The sequence below is a fragment of the Actinotalea sp. genome (assembly GCF_035443605.1).
Taxonomy (GTDB): Bacteria; Actinomycetota; Actinomycetes; order Actinomycetales; family Cellulomonadaceae; genus Actinotalea.
Genome location: NZ_DAORSQ010000057.1, coordinates 1 through 18,002, shown reverse-complemented (window position 1 = coordinate 18,002; position 18,002 = coordinate 1). Strand labels below are relative to the sequence as shown.

Sequence of the window (18,002 nt, the reverse complement as noted above, 5' to 3'; positions counted from 1 at the left end):
ACCTCGACGGCATCCCCGCCGGCTCGCGCGCCGCCCGCGGCGGGCCCGTGCGCTCCTACCTCACGCCCGAGGCGCTCGGCCACCTGCGCGCCCTCGCCGCGATCGCCGCGGAGCGCGGCCAGAGCCTGGCCCAGCTGGCCCTGACCTGGACCTGGCGCGACCCCCGGATCACCTCGGTGCTGCTCGGCGCGAGCAGCCTCGCCCAGCTCGACGAGAACCTCGCGGCGCTCGGTGGCCAGCCCCTGACGGCCGAGGAGCTCGCGGCGATCGACGAGCACGCCGTCGACGCCGGGATCAACCTGTGGGCCGCGCGGTCGAGCGACCTCTGACCTCGCGAAGAACCCGCGTACGGCCGGGTAACCTACGCGTCCGTAGGTTAGTCTGGCCCCGTGAACGACCTCCCCCGGCCATGGCTGTCCCTCTACGCCCCCGGCGTACCCGACGACGTCACGGTGACCGAACCCGTCACGCAGACCCTGTGCCGCAGCGCCGCGGACTTCCCCACGCGGGTCGCGACCGACTTCATGGGTGCGGTCACCACCTACGACGCGCTCCTGCGACGCGTCGACCGCGCGGCCCAGGCGCTCGCGGACCTCGGCGTACGGCCGGGTGACCGCGTCGCGATCGTGCTGCCGAACAGCGCCACGCACGTCGTGGCGTTCTACGCCGTGCTGCGCCTGGGTGCCGTCGTCGTCGAGCACAACCCGACCTACACGGCCGCGGAGCTGCGCCACCAGCTGGCCGACAGCGGGGCCGTCGTGGCCCTGGTCTGGGAGAAGGCCGTGGCGGCCGTCCTCCAGGTGCAGCGGGACACCGCGGTCCGCACCGTGGTGTCGGTGAACCTGGCGGCGGACCTGCCGGGGGTCAAGCGCGCCGCGCTGCACCTGCCCGTCTCCGCGGCGCGCAAGACCCGCGCCTCGATGCGCTCGCGCGTCACCGACCGCAGCGTGCTGCGCTGGGACCGCCTGGTCGGCGCGGCCCGCCCGCTGCCGACCGAGCACCCGCACCCGGGGCTCGACGACATGGCGCTGCTGCAGTACACGGGTGGCACCACGGGAACGCCCAAGGGTGCCGTGCTCCGCCACCGGCAGGTCGCCGTCAACGCGCTGCAGGGACACGCGTGGACCCAGCGCGGCCTCGGCTCGGAGACGATCGTCGCCGCGCTGCCGTTCTTCCACGCGTTCGGCCTCATGCTGTGCCTCACCTACGCCGTGCGGATCGCCGCGACGATCGTCATCTTCCCCCGCTTCGACGTCGACGCCGTCCTCGCGGCCCAGCGTCGCCGGCCCATCACCTTCATCCCGGGTGTGCCGCCGATGTTCGAGCGCCTCGCCGCCGCAGCGCGCGCCACCGGCACGGACCTCACCTCGATCACGCACTCGATCTCCGGCGCCATGGCCCTTCCACAGGCGACAGCCGAGGCGTGGGAGGAGGTCACGGGCGGTCTGCTGGTCGAGGGCTACGGGATGACCGAGACCTCGCCGGTCGCGCTGGGCAGCCCGTTCACGGCCGCGCGCCGCCCCGGGATGCTCGGCCTGCCCTTCCCCTCGACGCACATCCGCGTCGTCGACCCCGAGGCACCGGAGCGCGACGTCGAGCCGGGCGAGTCCGGCGAGCTGCTCATCAGCGGCCCGCAGGTGTTCGACGGCTACTGGCACCGGCCGGAGGAGACCGCCGAATGCCTCATCGAGCACGGCGGCCGGACCTGGCTGCGCACCGGGGACGTCGTGGTGGTCGAGGACGGCTTCGTCCGGCTGATCGACCGGATCAAGGAGGTCATCATCACCGGTGGCTTCAACGTCTACCCGTCGCAGGTCGAGGACGCGCTGCGCCAGATGCCCGGCATCCAGGACGTCGCCGTGGTGGGCGTGCCCGGCGGGGACCTCGGCGAGAAGGTCGTCGCGGCGATCGTCCTGGCGGAGGGCGCCACCCGGATCGAGCTCGCGGCCGTGCGCGCGTGGAGCGAGCAGCACCTCGCCCGCTACGCCCACCCGCGCGACCTCGTGGTGCTGCCGGAGCTGCCGCGCTCGCAGATCGGCAAGGTGCTGCGCCGCGTGGTGCGCCAGCAGGTGCTCGACCGCCCGGCGCCGGGCGACCCGGGTGCCGACGACGCAGCGGCGGACCGGGCCCCGTCGGAGCCCGGCGCCTGACCGTCAGCGCCCCGCGCTCGTCGCCTGACGTCGGGGCGGCGCCTGACGTCGGGCGGCGCCTGACGTCGGGCGGCGCCTCAGGCGTCGACGTCGTGCTCGGCGCGCAACGCGGTGATGGCCGCCTCGAAGTCGTCGAGCGAGTCGAACGCCTGGTAGACGCTCGCGAAGCGGAGATAGGCGACCTCGTCGAGCTCGCGCAGCGGACCGAGGATCGACAGGCCGATCTCGTGCGCGTCGAGCTCCGCGCTGCCGGTGCTCCGCAGGGTCTCCTCGACCCGTTGGGCCAGCACGGCGAGGTCGTCCTCGCTCACCGGACGACCCTGGCACGCCTTGCGCACCCCGTTGACGATCTTCTCGCGACTGAACGGCTCAGTGACCCCCGAGCGCTTGACCACCGAGAGGCTCGCGGTCTCCAGCGTCGTGAACCGGCGGTGGCACTCCGGGCACTGCCGGCGGCGACGGATGGACGAGCCGTCGTCCGACGTGCGCGAGTCGACGACCCGCGAGTCCGCGTGGCGGCAGAACGGACAGTGCACCGGTTCACCTCTCCAACCCGACGCGCCGACCGGCGTGCCACGGGTCACCGTACGGCTACCCCCCGGGTGCGGCAAGAATCAGCCGACCGCGCCGAGCGGGACGAGGATCTGCTGACCGGCCTGCAGGCCGCCACCCGCGATCCCGTTGAGCTCGGCGATGGCGTCCACGACGTCGCGGACGTCCTGCCCCGCGCCGGCGACCGACGCCGCGATCTCCCACAGGGTCTCGCCGGCGGCGACGGTGTGCGCCGTGACGGCCGTCGCCGCCACCGGGCCATCGGCCTCGGCGCTCTGCGCCGACAGCCCGACCGCGACGGCCAGCGCGACGGCGAGCCCGAGCACCACCCGGCGTCCACGACGCGTCAGGCGCAGGGCTGGCACCGTCGTCGTCGGGGCCGCCCGTCGGATGTCCCAGGTCATCGTGCTCATCGTCCGCTCCTCCGTCTGTCGCCGTCCCGATCGACCGTCGCTCCCCCGAGGGGTCGTGGCCGCCGATCTCTCCCACGTGTCTCGAACACCTGTACGTCGTACGTCTGTACGATGTCTAGCACGAGTTCCCGACGGATGTCGAGACACGCTCGAACAGATGTTTGATCGGCAGGACGTGGCGCCCTAGTCTGGGAGCCACGAGGGACACACCATCACCGACCACCGACACGCGCGGTCGGTGCAGCCCAGGAGGTCACCGTGGCACCGAGCACCACCCCGCCGTCGGGTTCGGACGAGGCACTGGCCTCGGTGCACGCCCTGCCCGACGGCCCCGCCGGCGGGGACGGGCTGACGCCGCGGCAGCGCCTCGTCCTGGAGACCATCCGGTCCAGCGTCGAGCGGCGCGGCTACCCGCCGAGCATGCGGGAGATCGGCGACGCCGTCGGGCTCACCAGCCCGTCGTCCGTCAAGCACCAGCTCACGGTGCTCGAGCGCAAGGGCTACGTGCGCCGCGACCCCCACCGTCCGCGCGCCATCGAGGTGGTCCACCCCGACGACTCGCGCACCATCGGGCAGCTCGACGCGCACGAGCCGGACGAGGCCTACCGCGACGCCGCCCCGACGCCGTCCTACGTCCCCGTGGTGGGCCGGATCGCTGCGGGCGGGCCGATCCTCGCCGACCAGGTGGTCGAGGACGTCTTCCCGCTGCCGCGCCAGCTGGTCGGGGACGGTGAGCTGTTCCTGCTCAAGGTGGTCGGCGACTCGATGATCGAGGCCGCCATCTGCGACGGCGACTGGGTGGTCGTCCGACGCCAGCCCGTCGCGGAGAACGGCGAGATCGTGGCGGCGATGATCGACGGCGAGGCGACCGTCAAGACGCTCAAGCGCGCGGACGGCCACGTGTGGCTGCTGCCGCAGAACGCCGCCTACGCCCCCATCGACGGGGACGAGGCGGTCGTCCTCGGTCGCGTCGTCAGCGTGCTGCGCGCGCTCTGAGGGTCAGAAGCCGAAGCTCGCGGCGACCGAGCGGATCTTCTCGGCGCTGGCCTGCAGGCGGGCCGTCTCGAAGTCGTCCATCGGCACCTCGAGCGTCCCGCCCACGCCGCTGAGCCCGACGATGCTGGGCACCGACAGGCACACGTCGCTGATCCCCGCGTAGTTCGTGACGAGGGAGGAGACGGGCATGACGCGGTGCTCGTCACGCAGCACGGCCTCGATGATGCGGGCGCCGGCGAGGGCGACGGCGTAGTTGGTCGCGCCCTTCCCCTCGATGATCTTGTAGGCGGCGTTGACCACGTCGTTGGCGACGTCCTCGCGGTCCTTCGCGTCGAGCTTGTGCGGCCCGTTCTGCACCCAGTCCCGCAGGGGGATGGACGCGATCGCCGCGGAGCTCCACAGCGGGAACTCGGTGTCGCCGTGCTCGCCGACCATGTAGGCGTGGACGTTCTGCACCGCCACGCCGGTCCGCAGCGCGATGAGCCAGCGCAACCGCGAGGAGTCCAGGACCGTACCGGAGCCGAACAGCTGGTTGGCCGGCAGCCCGGAGAGCTTGAGTGCGACGTACGTGACGACGTCGACCGGGTTGGTCACCATGAGGTGGATCGCATGGGGCGCGACCTCGACGAGCTTCGGCACGATCGCCTTGGTGAGGTTGATGGTCGCACCCGCCAGCTCCATCCGGCTCTGGCCGGGCTTCTGCTTGGCGCCGGCCGTGAACACGACGATGTCGGCGTCGGCGCAGATCCCGATGTCGTCCGAGCCGGAGATCGATCCCATCGGCATGAACTCGATGCCGTGGCCGATGTCGAGCACCTCGGCCTCGACCTTGGCCCTGTTGATGTCGTACAGGACCACCTCGCGGGCTGCGCCCTTGACGAGGGTGGCATAGGCCAGCGTGGCGCCCACGGCACCGGCGCCGACGATGGCGACCTTGGACGCGCGGGGTGCGACGCGCACCGGCTCGGGCGGCAGGGACATCGGCTCAGGGTTCATGGCCCCAGCCTAGGCACAGCGCGGCGGTGACGGGGCGCCCGGCGCGAGCGTCAACACTCCGACGCGGGGGCCGGCGAAGCCTCGTCCGGTCCCTCGACCGCGCGCCCGTCCGGCCCGGCCGGACCGGTCACCTGGGCCGCAGCGAGGCGTCGCAGGGCATCCCTGGCCACCTGCGGGTCCGTCGTGCGCCAGAACGGTGGGAGGGAGCGGGCCAGGAAGGCGCCGTAGCGCGCGGTGACGAGCCGAGGGTCGAGCACGGCGACGACGCCGCGGTCGGTGTCCGTGCGGATGAGCCGACCGGCCCCCTGGGCGAGCAGCAGCGCGGCCCGCGTCGCCGAGACGGCCATGAAGCCGTTGCCGCCGTGCGCCTCGACCGCCTCGGTGCGCGCCGCGCTCACCGGGTCGTCCGGCCGCGGGAAGGGGATCCGGTCGATGAGCACGAGGCGGCACGACGGCCCGGGCACATCGACTCCCTGCCAGAGCGACAGCGTGCCGAACAGGCAGGTGGGACCGTCGTCCGCGAACTGGCGCACCAGCGTGGGCAGCTGGTCGTCACCCTGGCACAGCACCGGGAACGGCAGCCGCTCGCGCATCGCCTCGGCGGCCGCCACGGCAGCGCGACGCGAGGAGAACAGGCCGAGGGTGGCGCCCCCGGCAGCCTCGATGAGCGCGGCGATCTCGTCGAGCTGCGTCTGCGTGGTCGGCTCGCGCCCCGGGGGCGGCAGGTGACGCGCGACGTACAGGATGCCGACCATCGGGTGGTCGAACGGGCTGCCGACGTCCAGCCCCCGCCACGGCTGCGGCGCGACGTCGCCCGGCGAGCCCTCCTCGCGGCGCACGAGCGCGCCGCCCGCGGCGGCGCCGCCCGCTGCCACCGCGTCGCCGACCGCATCACCCGGGGCGACGCCCTCGTGCCCGCGCTCCTCGTGCGCCGTCAGCCCCGCGCCGAGCGCGAGCGGACGGAAGCTGCCCCCGAGCGTGAGGGTCGCGGACGTGAGCACCGCGGTCCGCCCTGCCAGCAGGCGGGTGCGGACCAGCCCGGCGACGGCCAGCGGCGCCGCGAGCAGCCGGGGACCCTGGTCACGACGATCGTCCCGCGCGCACCACAGCACGTCGGTGCCGTCCGACGCACCGTCGCCCGTCATCCGCTCGGCGATCTCGAAGACGCCCAGCACGGCCGACGCCGCCATCTTCAGACCACCGTCTGGCAGACCGGCCGGCGCTCCCTTGCCCGCTCCGGCGGCCGGCTCCGGCCGCAGTGCCGTGACCAGGGCCCGCGCGGCGTCGCGCACCGCCTCGACGGAGCTGACCAGAGCGTCGGGCAGCACCCGGAAGCGACCCTCCGGCACCCCGACGAGGGCCACGCGCAGCGCCTGGGCCGCGGCGTCCAGGTCCGCGGTCGGCACCCCGCCGTGCCGGCGCGCGAGGCGCGACGCGTGATCGATGCTGGGTGGGGACAGCTCGACCGTCGCCTGGGCGGTGACCCGGTCGGCGAGCTCGTGCGCCTCGTCGACGACGAGCACGTCATGCTCCGGCAGCACGTTGGGCGAGCCTCCGGCGGCGATGCCCAGCATCGCGTGGTTCGTCACGACGACGTCGGCCTCGCGCGAGCGCACCTTGGCCCGCTCGGGGAAGCAGTCGTCGAGCTTCGGGCAGCGCGCGCCGATGCACTCCATCGACGTGACAGACACCTGTCGCCACGCCCGGTCGCTGACGCCGGGGACGAGGTCGTCCCGGTCCCCCGTCGTCGTCTCGGCCGCCCAGGCGCGCACCGCGAGCACCTGGCGACCCAGGTCGCTACCCGGGCCGGCCGCCGGGTGCTCTGCGGCGCCGGGCGCCTCGAGGTCGAACAGGGTCCCTGGCTCGTCCGCCGGGTAGCCGCCGTCGACCTTCTGCAGGCACACGTAGTTGTGCCAGCCCTTGAGCAGGGCGATCTGGGGTGCCCGGGGCAGGCGCGGCGCGACCGTCGCGGCGACGAGCGGCAGGTCGCGCGTCATGACCTGCCGCTGGAGCGCGAGGGTCGCCGTGGAGATGACGACGCGCTGGTCGTGCAGCACCGCGTGGCGCACGGCGGGCACGAGGTAGCCCAACGACTTGCCGGTGCCGGTGCCGGCCTGGACGAGCAGGTGCTCGCGGCGGTCGACGGCGTCCGAGACCGCCTGCGCCATGGCCTGCTGCCCGGCACGGTGCGTGCCGCCCAGCGCCGTGACCGCCAGGTCGAGAAGCCCGGTCACGCTCGGGACATCGGGCTGCGTGCTCACCGCGGAAGCCTACGGGGTCGCCCGGCGCGGGCAGCCGGACCGACGCGGCACCGCAGCCCCTCCCGCCGTCGCGCCCTGGGTCAGCCGACCGAGACCGCGCGCAGCTCCGCTGCGAGGTCGGCGTCGACGAGGCCGCGCAGCACCGTGCCGTGCTCGGTGTGCTCCTCCGTGACCTCGCCCTGGGTGTGGGCCCGGTTGACGAGGTCACCCCGCCGGTACGGCACGACGACGTCGATCTCCTCGCGCGGTCGCGGCAGCTCTGCGGCGATGAGCTCGCGCAGCGCGCCGAGCCCCTCTCCGGTGTGCGCCGAGACGAGGATCGAGACCGGCTCGCGGCGCCGCATGCGCGCCACGACCTCCGGGTCGGCGACGTCGGCCTTGTTGAGCACGACGATCTCGTGGATCGCGTCGGCACCCTCGATCTCGGCGAGCACGGCGCGGACGGCCGCGACCTGCCCCTCCGGGTCCGGGTGGGACACGTCGACCACGTGCAGCAGCAGGTCGGCGTCGCCGACCTCCTCGAGCGTGGAGCGGAAGGCCTCGACGAGCTGGGTGGGCAGCGAACGGACGAACCCGACGGTGTCGGTCAGCGTGTAGGTGCGCCCGTCTGGCGTCTGCGCGCGGCGGACCGTCGGGTCGAGCGTGGCGAACAGCGCGTTCTCCACCAGCACGCCAGCGCCGGTGAGGCGGTTGAGCAGGCTGGACTTCCCGGCGTTGGTGTAGCCGGCGATGGCCACCGAGGGGACGCGGTGCCGCGTGCGTCCGGCGCGCCGGGTGGCCCGGGACGGCGCCATCGCCGCGATCTCGTGGCGCAGCTTGGCCATCCGGGTGCGGATGCGCCGACGGTCCAGCTCGATCTTGGTCTCACCGGGACCGCGGGAGCCGATCCCTGCACCGCCCGCGACGCGACCACCGGCCTGCCGGGACATCGACTCGCCCCAGCCGCGCAGGCGCGGCAGCAGGTACTCGAGCTGGGCGAGCTCGACCTGGGCCTTGCCCTCCCGCGACTTGGCGTGCTGGGCGAAGATGTCGAGGATCAGCGCGGTGCGGTCGATGACCTTGACCTTGACCACGTCCTCCAGCGCCCGGCGCTGGGAGGGCGCGAGGTCGGCGTCGATGATGACGGTGTCCGCGCCCGTGGCCGCCACGACCTCGGCGAGCTCGAGGGCCTTGCCCGAGCCGAGGTAGGTCCCGGGGTCGGGTGTGCGGCGGCGCTGGAGCACCGCCTCGAGCACCTCCGATCCGGCCGTCTCGGCGAGCGCCGCGAGCTCACGCAGCGAGATCTCGGCGTCGGTCACGGTGCCGGAGCTCCAGATGCCGGCGAGCACCACCCGCTCGAGGCGCAGCTGGCGGTACTCGACCTCGGTGACGTCCGCCAGCTCGGTCGACAGCCCGGAGACGCGGCGCAGGGCCGCGCGCTCCTCGCGCTCGAGCTGGTCGCCGTCGGAGCCGGAGGTGCGCGTGAGGCCCTCGTCGAGCACCGTGCCGGCACGGGCCAGCACACGCGCGACGACGGCGTCGGCGAGCTCGCGCTCCGTCCGGGCGGGACCCGTGCGGGCCGCGCCGGTGCGGGCGGGCTCGGTGGTCGCGGGATCGGTGCTGCCTGGATCGGTGCTGCCTGGATCGGTGGGGGTCATCGGTACCTCTCGTCAGGCTCCCAGGGTGTCACGCGCCGCCGACACCGGCGAACGAATACCACCGGCCGCGGCGGGGCCGGCGGCACCGTCGCGTCGGCTCGGTAGGGTTCCCTCGTGCCTGCCACACCGCAGCCCCCCGACCCCACGCCCGACGTCGAGCCCGACCACTACTTCACCGCCGAGCCCGCCTCGGCCGCCGAGCGGCGCACCCTGGACGTCCGGCTCGCCGGCCGCGACGTCACCGTCCACACGGCCGCCGGGGTGTTCTCCGCCGGCCGGCTCGACCTCGGCACCCAGGTGCTGCTGCGCACCGTGCCCGTGCCGCCCGCCACGGGCACGCTGCTCGACCTGGGCTGCGGCTGGGGTCCCCTCGCCCTGACGATGGGCCTGCAGGCCCCGGGCGCGCGCGTCTGGGCCGTCGACGTCAACCGCCGCGCCGTCGACCTCGTGGCGCGCACCGCGCGCGGCCTGGAGCTCACCGGCATCACGGCGACGACCCCCCAGGACGTCCCTGCGGACCTGCGCTTCGACGTCATCTGGTCCAACCCGCCGATCCGGATCGGCAAGCCGGAGCTGCACGAGCTGCTGCGGCACTGGCTCGGCCGGCTCGCCCCCGGCGGCACCGCGTGGCTCGTCGTCCAGCGCAACCTCGGCGCCGACTCGTTGCAGCGGTGGATCGTCGAGGAGCTGGGGCTGCGTGTCGAGCGCGCCGCGAGCGCCAAGGGCTTCCGGGTGCTCGCGGTCACGCCGGCCTGAGCACTCCGCCGCCGAGCGCGTCCAGGTCCACCTCGACCGACGCGACGAGGACCGCCGGCCCGGCCAGCTCGACGCGGCCGCCGTCGATCACCCGCACACGCAGCGTGCCGCCCGGCACCTCGACCAGCCACGTGGCCGGCGCCCCGGGTCCGGCCCACGTGCGCACGGCCATCGCCGCGGCGCACGCCCCGGTGCCGCAGGACCGGGTCTCGCCCACGCCGCGCTCGTGCACCCGCATGCGCAACCGCCCCACCTCGCCGTCGGGCGTGAGCTCCTCCCCCAGCGGGACCACCAGCTCGACGTTCGTGCCGGCCGGCGGGGCCGGCTCGACGCGCGGCGCACGCCACAGCTCGGCGGAGTCGAGCTCGGCGGGGTCGGCCAGGGCGATCACCGTGTGCGGGTTGCCGACGTCGACCCGTAGCCCGGGACGCACGTCCACGAGGCCGTCGACCGCCACCAGCGCATCGGCGCCGGCCCGCTCCGCCGCCTCACCGCCGGTGAGGTGCCATGGACCCATGTCGACCGAGTACCAGTCCTCGCCGGCGGGGCCGAGCACGCGGCGCACCCGCCGCACGCCAGCCCGCGTGCCCAGCACCAGCTCGGCCGAGGCGTCGTCCCACAGCCCGAGACGCTCGGCGAACCGCGCCAGGACGCGCACGCCGTTGCCGCACATCTCGGCGATGGACCCGTCGCCGTTGCGGTAGTCCATGAACCACCGCGCGGCCGGGTCCTGCGCCAGGCACGCCGCCCCCTCGGGCAGCAGCGCCGAGCCGACGAGCCGGATGAGCCCGTCCCCGCCGATCCCAATGTGACGGTCGCACAACGCCCCGACCAGACCCGCGGGCAGGTCGAGGACGCCGGCGCGGTCGTCCACCAGGACGAAGTCGTTGCCGGTGCCGTGGCCCTTGGTCACCGCGAGCGTGCTCATGAGCCGAGCCTACGGCTGCGCGTCCCCGGGTCGACCAGGAGCCCGGCCTCCGCCGCAGCGACCAGCGCCAGCGCGCGGTCGAGCAGGTCGGGGTCCGCGGCGTCGAGCCAGTGCACCCGCGGGTCGCGGCCGAACCAGCCCATCTGCTTGCGGGCGAGGCGGCGGGTGCCCGCCACGACGGAGGCTCGCGCCTCGTCGGTCCCCAGCTCCCCGCGCAGCAGCGCGAGCACCTGCGCGTACCCGACGGCGCGCGCGGCCGTCCGGCCCATCCGTGGCGCGAGGGCGGTGACCTCCTCGACCAGCCCGCGCCGCCACATCCGGTCCACGCGCGCCTCGACGCGTGCGTCGAGCACGTCGCGCGCGCAGTCCAGGCCGATCTGCACGGCGGGGGCGACGTACTCCTGCTCGGGCAGCGCGGCGGTCCACGGTCGCCCCGTGATCTCGATCACCTCGAGCGCGCGCACGATCCGCCGCGTGTTCGCCCGGCCGATCGCCGCCGCCGCCGCCGGGTCGAGCCGCGCGAGCTCGTCGTGCAGCAGCCCCGGCCCCTCCTGCTCGGCCCTGGCCTCGAGCCGCGCCCTGACCTCCGGGTCGACGGGGGCGAGCTCCATCCGGTCGAGCAGAGCGCGCACGTACAGGCCGGACCCGCCGACGACGACCGCACGCGCCCCGCGCGCGCCCACGGCCGCGACGTCCCGACGCGCGTCCCGCTGGTAGGCCGCGACCGACGCGTCCTGCCCGACATCCAGCACGTCCAGCTGGTGGTGCGGCACGCCCCGGCGCTCGGCGTCGGTGACCTTGGCGGTGCCGATGTCCATCCCCCGGTAGAGCTGCATGGCGTCGGCATTGACCACCTCGCCACCGAGGGCGAGGGCGAGGGCGACCCCCAGGTCGGACTTGCCGGTCGCCGTCGGGCCGACGACGGCGACGACGGGCCGGACCACGGCCGTCACCCGACCTCGTCGCGCCGGCGCCACACGAGCACCGCGTACGTCGCACCGAGAGGCACGGAGACCTCGACGACGTCGACACGCACGGGCAGCACCGGGTCGTCCCCCAGCGCCCCGAGGAGCACGCGCCACGGCGCCCACGCGCTGACGGCCAGCGCCGTGGCGAGCTCGGCGGGGACCTCGGCCAGCCGGTTCCAGGCGTCGAGCGCCTCGCGCGGCGCAGCACCCAGCCCGGCGAGGTCCGCCAGCACGGCGTCGTCGAGCGCTGGTGCGCGGTCGTCCTCCGCGAGCGGGGACCCGGGGCCGCGCCGGGCGCTCAGCGACGCGCACAGCAGCAGGGCGACCCGCTCGGGCCCGTCCACCAGGGCACGTCCCTGCGCGAGCAGCCCGTCCGTGACCGGGACGCCCAGCACGCCGACAGGCCCGGCCCAGCCCGCACGGGCCAGCAGGTGCAGCCCCACGGCCGCGCCGACGTCGTCCACCGCCGTAGGCTCGTCATCGGGCGCGGCCCCGACGCCGAGCACCACCGACGGCCAGCCGAGCAGGTCGTCGTCGAGACCGGCCGCGGCGAGCGTGGGGTGCAGGCGGCCCGTGAGGTCGAGGGCGTTGCCCGGGGCGACGACGACGACGCGGTCAGGCGCCGCCGCGAGCAGCGAGCGGGTCGCCTCGCCCACCGCCCGCCGCTGATCGACGAGCACCTCGCTGCGCCCCGCGGCGCCGGGCACGAGGAGGGCGGTCTGGGGCACGAGGGCTGCGGAGACGAGCACGCACCGACGGTACTGGCCGCGGCGACCCTCCGGCTCCCGCACCCACCCCTCCTGCTCAGGTTCTGGTCGGGTTCAGGTCGGGTTCTCGTCGGGTTCTGGTCGTCGGACACCCGGGACCCGACCGGAACGGGTGCCGCCCCCCGCGCGGTGCCGCCCACGCGCGGTGCCGCGAAGGGCGCCGGTACGATCGCGGGGTGGGGATGTTCTCGTGGGCTCGTCGCGGGCGCGCGTCCGGCGCGTCCCAGGACGGCTGGGACGGCGGGCCCGTCTCCGGCCTGCTCGGCGGGCCCGACCGCACGGCGCCGGCCCAGGACCCCGTGCCGACCCACCAGCCGCGCCCGTTGTCCACCGACCGGCTGCGCGCGTGGTTCGCCGGGCACGGGTATGCCTGCTTCACCGACGCCGACGGCGACGTGGGCGGGCTGTGGCGCGGCCGCCTCTTCTACTTCTTCCTCTTCGGCGAGCGCCGCGAGATCCTCCAGGTGCGCGGCCAGTGGAACCGGGAGTTCGCCATCGAGCGTCTGCCGGAGCTGCTCGAGCTGTGCAACGAGTGGAACGCGGACCGGGTGTGGCCCAAGGCCTACCTGCGCGTGCGCGACGACGGCATGGTGCACGCGATCTGCGAGGTGGCCACCGACCTCGAGCACGGGGCCACCGACGACCAGCTGGGTCAGCTGCTGCACTGCGGGCTCACGTCGGCAAGCGTCTTCTTCGACGGTCTCGACGACCTGTACCCCGACCCCGCGGCCTCGGCGCCGTGACCGCCGGCTCGGGGGAGGCGACGTCCCGGCCGTCGGGCGCGCCCCGATCCCTGACGAGCGAGCGGATCGAGTCCTACCTCCTCGGCTGCGGCTACCACGTGGACCGCGACGAGGACGGCGACCTCACCGGCACCTGGGACGGCAACCGGTTCTGGTTCCTCACGCTCGGGGACGAGCACGAGATCCTCCAGGTGCGCGGCCGCTGGCAGCAGACCCTCCCGGAGTCCCAGCGGACCGCCGCCCTGCTCGTCGTCAACGACTGGAACCGGGAGCGGATCTGGCCCAAGACCTACCTGCGCGTCGAGGACGACGTCGTCGTGATGTACGGCGAGGTCTCGACCGACCTCGAGCACGGGGTCACCGACAGCCAGCTCGGCCAGCTCGTCTCGTGCGGTCTCGGCACCAGCGCGCAGCTCTTCGCGGCCTTGGTCGACCTGCTGCCCGGCGAGGGGCCCTCAGCGCCGCACTGACGGCATCGGCAGCACGACGGGTCCGGCCGCCGGCCCCGCGCCCGGCTGCCCACCGTGTCCGCCACCGTGGCCGTGGCCATCGTCGTGCCCCGCCCTGGCGCGTTCGCGGGCGGCCCAGGCATCCCCGGCGCGCGTGCGGCGCACCACGTAGCGACCGCCGTCGAGGGCCGAGTCCGCCACCAGGTGGTGCGGTGCGCTGCGGGTCACCGTGACCTCGACGAGGTCGCCGGGCCGCGGCAGGTCGTCCGGCAGGTCGCGTCCGACCCGCGGGTCGACGACCGGTCCCTCGCCCGCAGCAGCGCCCGCCCCGACGTCAGCGCCGAGGCCTGCGTCTGCGCGCGCGCCCCCGGCCGTGCCCTGGCCCGCGGCAGGCCGGTCCTCGCCCACCGCAGCCAGCAGCACGGCCATGCGGGCCGGCGGGGCGAGATGGACCAGGCGGTTGTCGGCCGCCCGCCCGCTGATGCGCGCGGTGGCACCGTCCTTGCGCCCGGAGCCCTCGGCGACCAGCACCTCGACGGTGCGGCCCACGAGCCGCGCGTTCTCCTCGCCGGAGACACGCTCCTGGAGCTCCACGAGCCGCTCGTAGCGCTCCTGGACCACTCCGCGCGGCACCTGGTCTGCGAGGTCGGCCGCGGGCGTGCCCGGCCGGGGCGAGTACTGGAACGTGAACGCGGCCGCGAACCGGGACTGCTCCACCACCCGCAGCGTGGCGAGGTGGTCCTCCTCGGTCTCGCCGGGGAACCCGACGATGAGGTCGGACGTGATCGCCGCCTCGGGCATCGCGGCGCGCACCCGGTCGAGGATCCCGAGGAACTTCTCGGCCCGGTAGGAGCGGCGCATGGCCCGCAGCACGCGGTCCGAGCCCGACTGCAGGGGCATGTGGAGCTGCGGCATGACGGTCGGGGTCTGCGCCATCGCCTCGATGACGTCGTCGGTGAAGGCCGCGGGGTGCGGCGACGTGAAGCGGACGCGCTCCAGCCCCGGCACGGACCCGACGGCGCGCAGCAGCTTGGCGAACGCCCCGCGGTCCCCGAACTCCACGCCGTAGGAGTTGACGTTCTGGCCGAGCAGCGTGACCTCGATCGCGCCCTGGTCCACGAGCGCCCCGACCTCGGCGAGGATCTCCCCCGGCCGACGATCCCGCTCGCGGCCCCTCAGGTGGGGCACGATGCAGAACGTGCAGGTGTTGTTGCAGCCCACGCTGATCGACACCCAGCCGGCGTAGACCGACTCGCGGCGCGTCGGCAGGGTCGACGGGAAGACCTGCAGCGACTCGGCGATCTCCACCTGGGCAGCGGCGTTGTGCCTCGAGCGCTCCAGGAGCACGGGCAGGGCGTCGAGGTTGTGCGTGCCGAACACGACGTCGACCCACGGCGCCCGGTCGACGATCCCCGCACGGTCCTTCTGGGCCAGGCATCCCCCGACGGCGATCTGCATGCCCGGGCGCACGGCCTTGACCGACGCGAGCTGGCCGAGGTTGCCGTACAGGCGGGTCGCGGCGTTCTCACGCACGGCGCACGTGTTGATGACGACGACGTCGGCGCTGGACCGCGCGGCATCCTCCGCCGGGGCGGGCACGTACCCGGCGGCCTCGAGCAGGCCGGCCATGTGCTCGGAGTCGTGCACGTTCATCTGGCAGCCGAGGGTGCGCACGAGGTACGTGCGCGCGGCTGTGACGGGGGCGGGGAGCGGCTGGGACATCGGGTCAAGGGTACGGTCCCGGCCGAGCAGGGCCGTGACCCCGGTGCGAGGCTCCCTGCGTGAGCGCCTCGGCCGGCCGTGGGCGCCTCGGCGGGCCGTGAGCACCTCGGCCGGCCGGGGGCTCAGCCGGCCGTGGGGCTCAGCCGGCCGTGGCCGTCGCGCGGAGCTCGCGCACCACGGTGACCGCGATCTCCCCGGGGAACGACAGGTCCTTCTCGATGTGCCGCGCGATCGCCTCGGCCAGGCCGGGCATCGCGGCGTCGTCCACGAGGTCGGGCTCGACGACCACCCGCACCTCGCGGCCCGCGGACATCGCCACGGCGCGGCGCACCCCCGCGTGGGCGGCGACGAGCGCCTCGAGGGTGTCCATCCGCTCGATGTACTGGTCCAGCTCCTCGCGCCGGGCGCCCGGCCGTGCGGCGGAGCAGGCGTCCGCGGCCTGGACCAGGACGGCCTCGATGGTCTCCTTGGGCACCTCGTCGTGGTGCGCCGCGACGGCGTTGACGACCGCCGGGACCTCTCCGCAGCGGCGCACGAGATCGGCGCCGACCAGCGCGTGGGTCCCGCCCAGCTCCGCCGTCAGGGCCTTGCCGACGTCGTGCAGGAAGGCGCCGCGCCGGGCGACCTCGACATCGGCGCCCAGCTCCGCCGCCATCGCGGCCGCGATCTGGGCGCACTCGACGAGGTGGGCGAGCACCGTCTGGCCGTAGCTGGTGCGCAGACGCAGGCGTCCCAGGGTCGTGACGAGCTCGGGGTGCAGACCCTGGACCCCGGCGCGCTCGGCCGCGTCGTGACCGGCGGCCACGGCGCGGTCCTCCGCGCCGGCCAGCGCCTCGGCGTAGGCGAGCTCGATGCGCTGGGGGTGGATCCGGCCGTCCGCGATGAGCGCCTCCATGGCCACGACGGCGACCTCGCGCCGCTCGGCGTCGAAGCACGACAGCGTGATCGCGTCCGGGGTGTCGTCGATGATGACGTTGACGCCCGTGAGCGCCTCGAAGGTCCGGATGTTGCGACCCTCCTTGCCGATGATGCGTCCCTTCATGTCCTCGGCGGGCAGCGGGACGACGGAGACGACGGCCTGCGAGCTCGTCGCAGCGGCCACGCGCTGCACGGCGGTCGCCACGATGGCCCTGGCACGGGCCTCGGCGGTGCGCCGGGCCGCGGCCTCGGCCCGGCGGACCTGCGCGGCGGCGTCGTGCGACGCCTGCTCGGCCGCGATCCGCAGCTGGTGGGCGCGGGCCTCGTCCGCGGTCATCCCGGAGACCGCTGCGAGCCGCTCCGCCGCCTCGGACTGCGCCGCGAGCGTGGCCTTGAGCGCCGCAGCGCGCTGCTCGTCGGCCTGGGCGACCCGCTGCTCGGCGACCTCGTTGAGCGCCCTGACCTCGCCGCGCTCGGCCTTGAGCTCCCGCTCGCGCTCGATCGACCGTGCCTCGCGGCGCTGCGCGTCGGCCAGCAGGGACTGGGCCTCGGTGCGGATCCCCTCGACGTCCCTCGCGGCCTGCGTCCGCGACGCCGCCGCCTCCCTGCGGGCCAGCAGCACGAGCACCAGCGCCACGAGGCACGCCAGGAGCAGCATGATCGTGGTCGCGACCTCACCGGTCATCGGGATCCCCCTTCGCCCGGCACGGCCAGGTCAGTCGACGTCGCCTGGGGACGGGTCCCAGGATGCGGCACCCCTATCGTCCACCATCTCGCGCACCAGCCGTGCCGTCAGCCCGGGCGGGTAGCCCTTGCGCCCGAGCATCGCCGCGGCCCGCCGTGCCTGGGCCGCGGGATCGATGCCGGGCCCGGACCGCCACCTGCGGGCGAGCAGGTCGCGTGCCGACGCCTCCTCGGCGTCGTCGTCCACCGTGGCCAGGGCGACCTGGGCGTCCTCGTCCCCGATCCCCTTGCGCCGCAGCTCGACGGCCAGGGCCCGGCGAGCCAGCCCCCGGCTGTCCCGGCGCGAGCGGACGAGCATCTGCGCGTACTGCGCGTCGTCGATGAGTCCCACCTCGGTGAAACGGTCCAGCACCCGCTCGGCGACGTCCGGGGGGACGCCGCGCCGGGCCATCGCGTCCGCGAGCTGGTGGCGGCTGCGCGGGGCGGACGCGAGCTGGCGCAGCGCGATGCTCCGCGCCACCTGCTCGGGGTCCGGCTCGCCGTCCTGCGCGGCGGCACCGGAGTCCGGCGGCTCCGGTGTCGCGCCGCGCTGCGCCCATCGGCTCAGAAGTCGACCCCCGTGGCCGGGGTGTCGACGTGCGCGCCGACACCGAGCTTCTCCTTGATCTTCTTCTCCAGCTCGTTCGCAAGGTCGGGGTTGTCGCGCAGGAAGCTGCGGGCGTTCTCCTTGCCCTGGCCCAGCTGGTCGCCCTCGTAGGTGAACCACGAGCCGGACTTGCGGACGAAGCCGTGCTCGACACCCATGTCGATGAGGCCACCCTCGCGCGAGATGCCCACGCCGTAGAGGATGTCGAACTCCGCCTGCTTGAAGGGCGGGGCCATCTTGTTCTTGACGACCTTGACGCGGGTCCGGTTGCCGACGGCCTCGGTGCCCTCCTTGAGGGTCTCGATCCGGCGGATGTCCAGACGCACCGACGCGTAGAACTTCAGCGCCTTGCCACCCGTGGTCGTCTCGGGCGAGCCGAAGAAGACTCCGATCTTCTCGCGGAGCTGGTTGATGAA

General features: G+C 74.7%; 18 protein-coding genes. 6 read left to right on the top strand and 12 right to left on the bottom strand.

All coding sequences use genetic code 11. The features are described from left to right. Both PKY62_RS08015 and PKY62_RS08010 read left to right on the top strand, forming a co-directional pair. The coding region (locus PKY62_RS08015; RefSeq protein WP_324536182.1) for an aldo/keto reductase at positions 1-329 on the top strand (329 nt) is incomplete at its 5' end. Positions 330-389: 60 nt separating this feature from the next. Then, a complete protein-coding gene (locus PKY62_RS08010; protein WP_324536181.1) occupies positions 390-2,150 on the top strand; it encodes an AMP-binding protein in 1,761 nt (586 codons plus the stop codon). A gap of 77 nt (positions 2,151-2,227) precedes the next feature. Here the strand turns inward: PKY62_RS08010 and nrdR are convergent, their stop codons facing one another. Together nrdR and PKY62_RS08000 are read right to left on the bottom strand one after the other, a co-directional pair. Beyond that, positions 2,228-2,686 (bottom strand): transcriptional regulator NrdR, encoded by a 459-nt coding sequence (gene nrdR / locus PKY62_RS08005; protein ID WP_324536180.1) that lies wholly within the window; start codon positions 2,684-2,686, stop codon positions 2,228-2,230. A 78-nt stretch (positions 2,687-2,764) separates the two neighbouring features. Then, positions 2,765-3,115: a LysM peptidoglycan-binding domain-containing protein gene (locus PKY62_RS08000; protein WP_324536179.1), complete on the bottom strand. Its 351-nt coding sequence runs from the start codon at positions 3,113-3,115 to the stop codon at positions 2,765-2,767. Between the two features lie 300 nt (positions 3,116-3,415). On the opposite strand from PKY62_RS08000, the gene lexA reads away from it, so the two are divergent. Then, entirely contained in the window at positions 3,416-4,111 is a 696-nt protein-coding gene (gene lexA, locus PKY62_RS07995) for a transcriptional repressor LexA (protein ID WP_324536185.1), read from the top strand. Between the two features lie 3 nt (positions 4,112-4,114). Here the strand turns inward: lexA and PKY62_RS07990 are convergent, their stop codons facing one another. From PKY62_RS07990 to hflX, 3 genes are all read right to left on the bottom strand, one after another. Next, positions 4,115-5,107: an L-lactate dehydrogenase gene (locus PKY62_RS07990; protein WP_324536178.1), complete on the bottom strand. Its 993-nt coding sequence runs from the start codon at positions 5,105-5,107 to the stop codon at positions 4,115-4,117. A 50-nt stretch (positions 5,108-5,157) separates the two neighbouring features. Beyond that, complete coding sequence (locus PKY62_RS07985) at positions 5,158-7,368, bottom strand: ATP-dependent DNA helicase (protein ID WP_324536177.1); 2,211 nt, start codon at positions 7,366-7,368, stop codon at positions 5,158-5,160. A gap of 80 nt (positions 7,369-7,448) precedes the next feature. Then, entirely contained in the window at positions 7,449-9,005 is a 1,557-nt protein-coding gene (gene hflX / locus PKY62_RS07980; protein WP_324536176.1) for a GTPase HflX, read from the bottom strand. Between the two features lie 114 nt (positions 9,006-9,119). Between hflX and PKY62_RS07975 the strand changes: the two genes are divergently transcribed. Continuing rightward, on the top strand, positions 9,120-9,761 hold the full coding sequence (locus PKY62_RS07975; RefSeq protein ID WP_324536175.1) for a class I SAM-dependent methyltransferase: 642 nt from the start codon (positions 9,120-9,122) through the stop codon (positions 9,759-9,761). Here the strand turns inward: PKY62_RS07975 and dapF are convergent. From dapF to PKY62_RS07960, 3 genes are read right to left on the bottom strand one after another with little or no spacing between them, the layout of a single operon-like run. Further along, positions 9,748-10,689, bottom strand: coding sequence for a diaminopimelate epimerase (dapF, locus tag PKY62_RS07970; protein ID WP_324536174.1), 942 nt, complete (start codon positions 10,687-10,689; stop codon positions 9,748-9,750). The two genes, PKY62_RS07975 and dapF, sit on opposite strands and share 14 nt — an antisense overlap. Beyond that, complete coding sequence (gene miaA, locus PKY62_RS07965) at positions 10,686-11,642, bottom strand: tRNA (adenosine(37)-N6)-dimethylallyltransferase MiaA (RefSeq protein ID WP_502875817.1); 957 nt, start codon at positions 11,640-11,642, stop codon at positions 10,686-10,688. Before miaA ends, dapF begins: the two co-directional genes overlap by 4 nt. Next, positions 11,639-12,406, bottom strand: coding sequence for a class III extradiol ring-cleavage dioxygenase family protein (locus PKY62_RS07960; protein ID WP_324536173.1), 768 nt, complete (start codon positions 12,404-12,406; stop codon positions 11,639-11,641). The genes miaA and PKY62_RS07960 overlap by 4 nt, the downstream gene beginning before the upstream one ends. A 200-nt stretch (positions 12,407-12,606) precedes the next feature. Between PKY62_RS07960 and PKY62_RS07955 the strand changes: the two genes are divergently transcribed. Both PKY62_RS07955 and PKY62_RS07950 read left to right on the top strand, forming a co-directional pair. After that, positions 12,607-13,167 carry a type III secretion system chaperone family protein gene (locus PKY62_RS07955; protein WP_324536183.1) on the top strand — a complete coding sequence of 187 codons (561 nt, stop codon included), beginning with the start codon at positions 12,607-12,609 and terminating at the stop codon, positions 13,165-13,167. Then, the gene (locus tag PKY62_RS07950) at positions 13,164-13,637 is read left to right on the top strand and encodes a type III secretion system chaperone family protein (protein ID WP_324536172.1); all 474 of its coding nucleotides are present in this window, start codon (positions 13,164-13,166) and stop codon (positions 13,635-13,637) included. Before PKY62_RS07955 ends, PKY62_RS07950 begins: the two co-directional genes overlap by 4 nt. Here PKY62_RS07950 and miaB read toward each other — a convergent pair. The 4 genes from miaB to PKY62_RS07930 all read right to left on the bottom strand — a co-directional run. Further along, positions 13,623-15,338, bottom strand: a complete 1,716-nt coding sequence (miaB, locus tag PKY62_RS07945) for a tRNA (N6-isopentenyl adenosine(37)-C2)-methylthiotransferase MiaB (RefSeq protein ID WP_324536171.1) — start codon at positions 15,336-15,338, stop codon at positions 13,623-13,625. The two genes, PKY62_RS07950 and miaB, sit on opposite strands and share 15 nt — an antisense overlap. Positions 15,339-15,477: 139 nt before the next feature. Then, entirely contained in the window at positions 15,478-16,941 is a 1,464-nt protein-coding gene (gene rny, locus PKY62_RS07940; protein ID WP_324536170.1) for a ribonuclease Y, read from the bottom strand. A 30-nt stretch (positions 16,942-16,971) separates the two neighbouring features. After that, positions 16,972-17,460, bottom strand: a complete 489-nt coding sequence (locus PKY62_RS07935) for a regulatory protein RecX (protein WP_324536169.1) — start codon at positions 17,458-17,460, stop codon at positions 16,972-16,974. A gap of 83 nt (positions 17,461-17,543) precedes the next feature. Continuing rightward, on the bottom strand, positions 17,544-18,002 hold a 459-nt coding region (locus tag PKY62_RS07930; protein WP_502875816.1), incomplete at its 5' end, for a recombinase RecA family protein.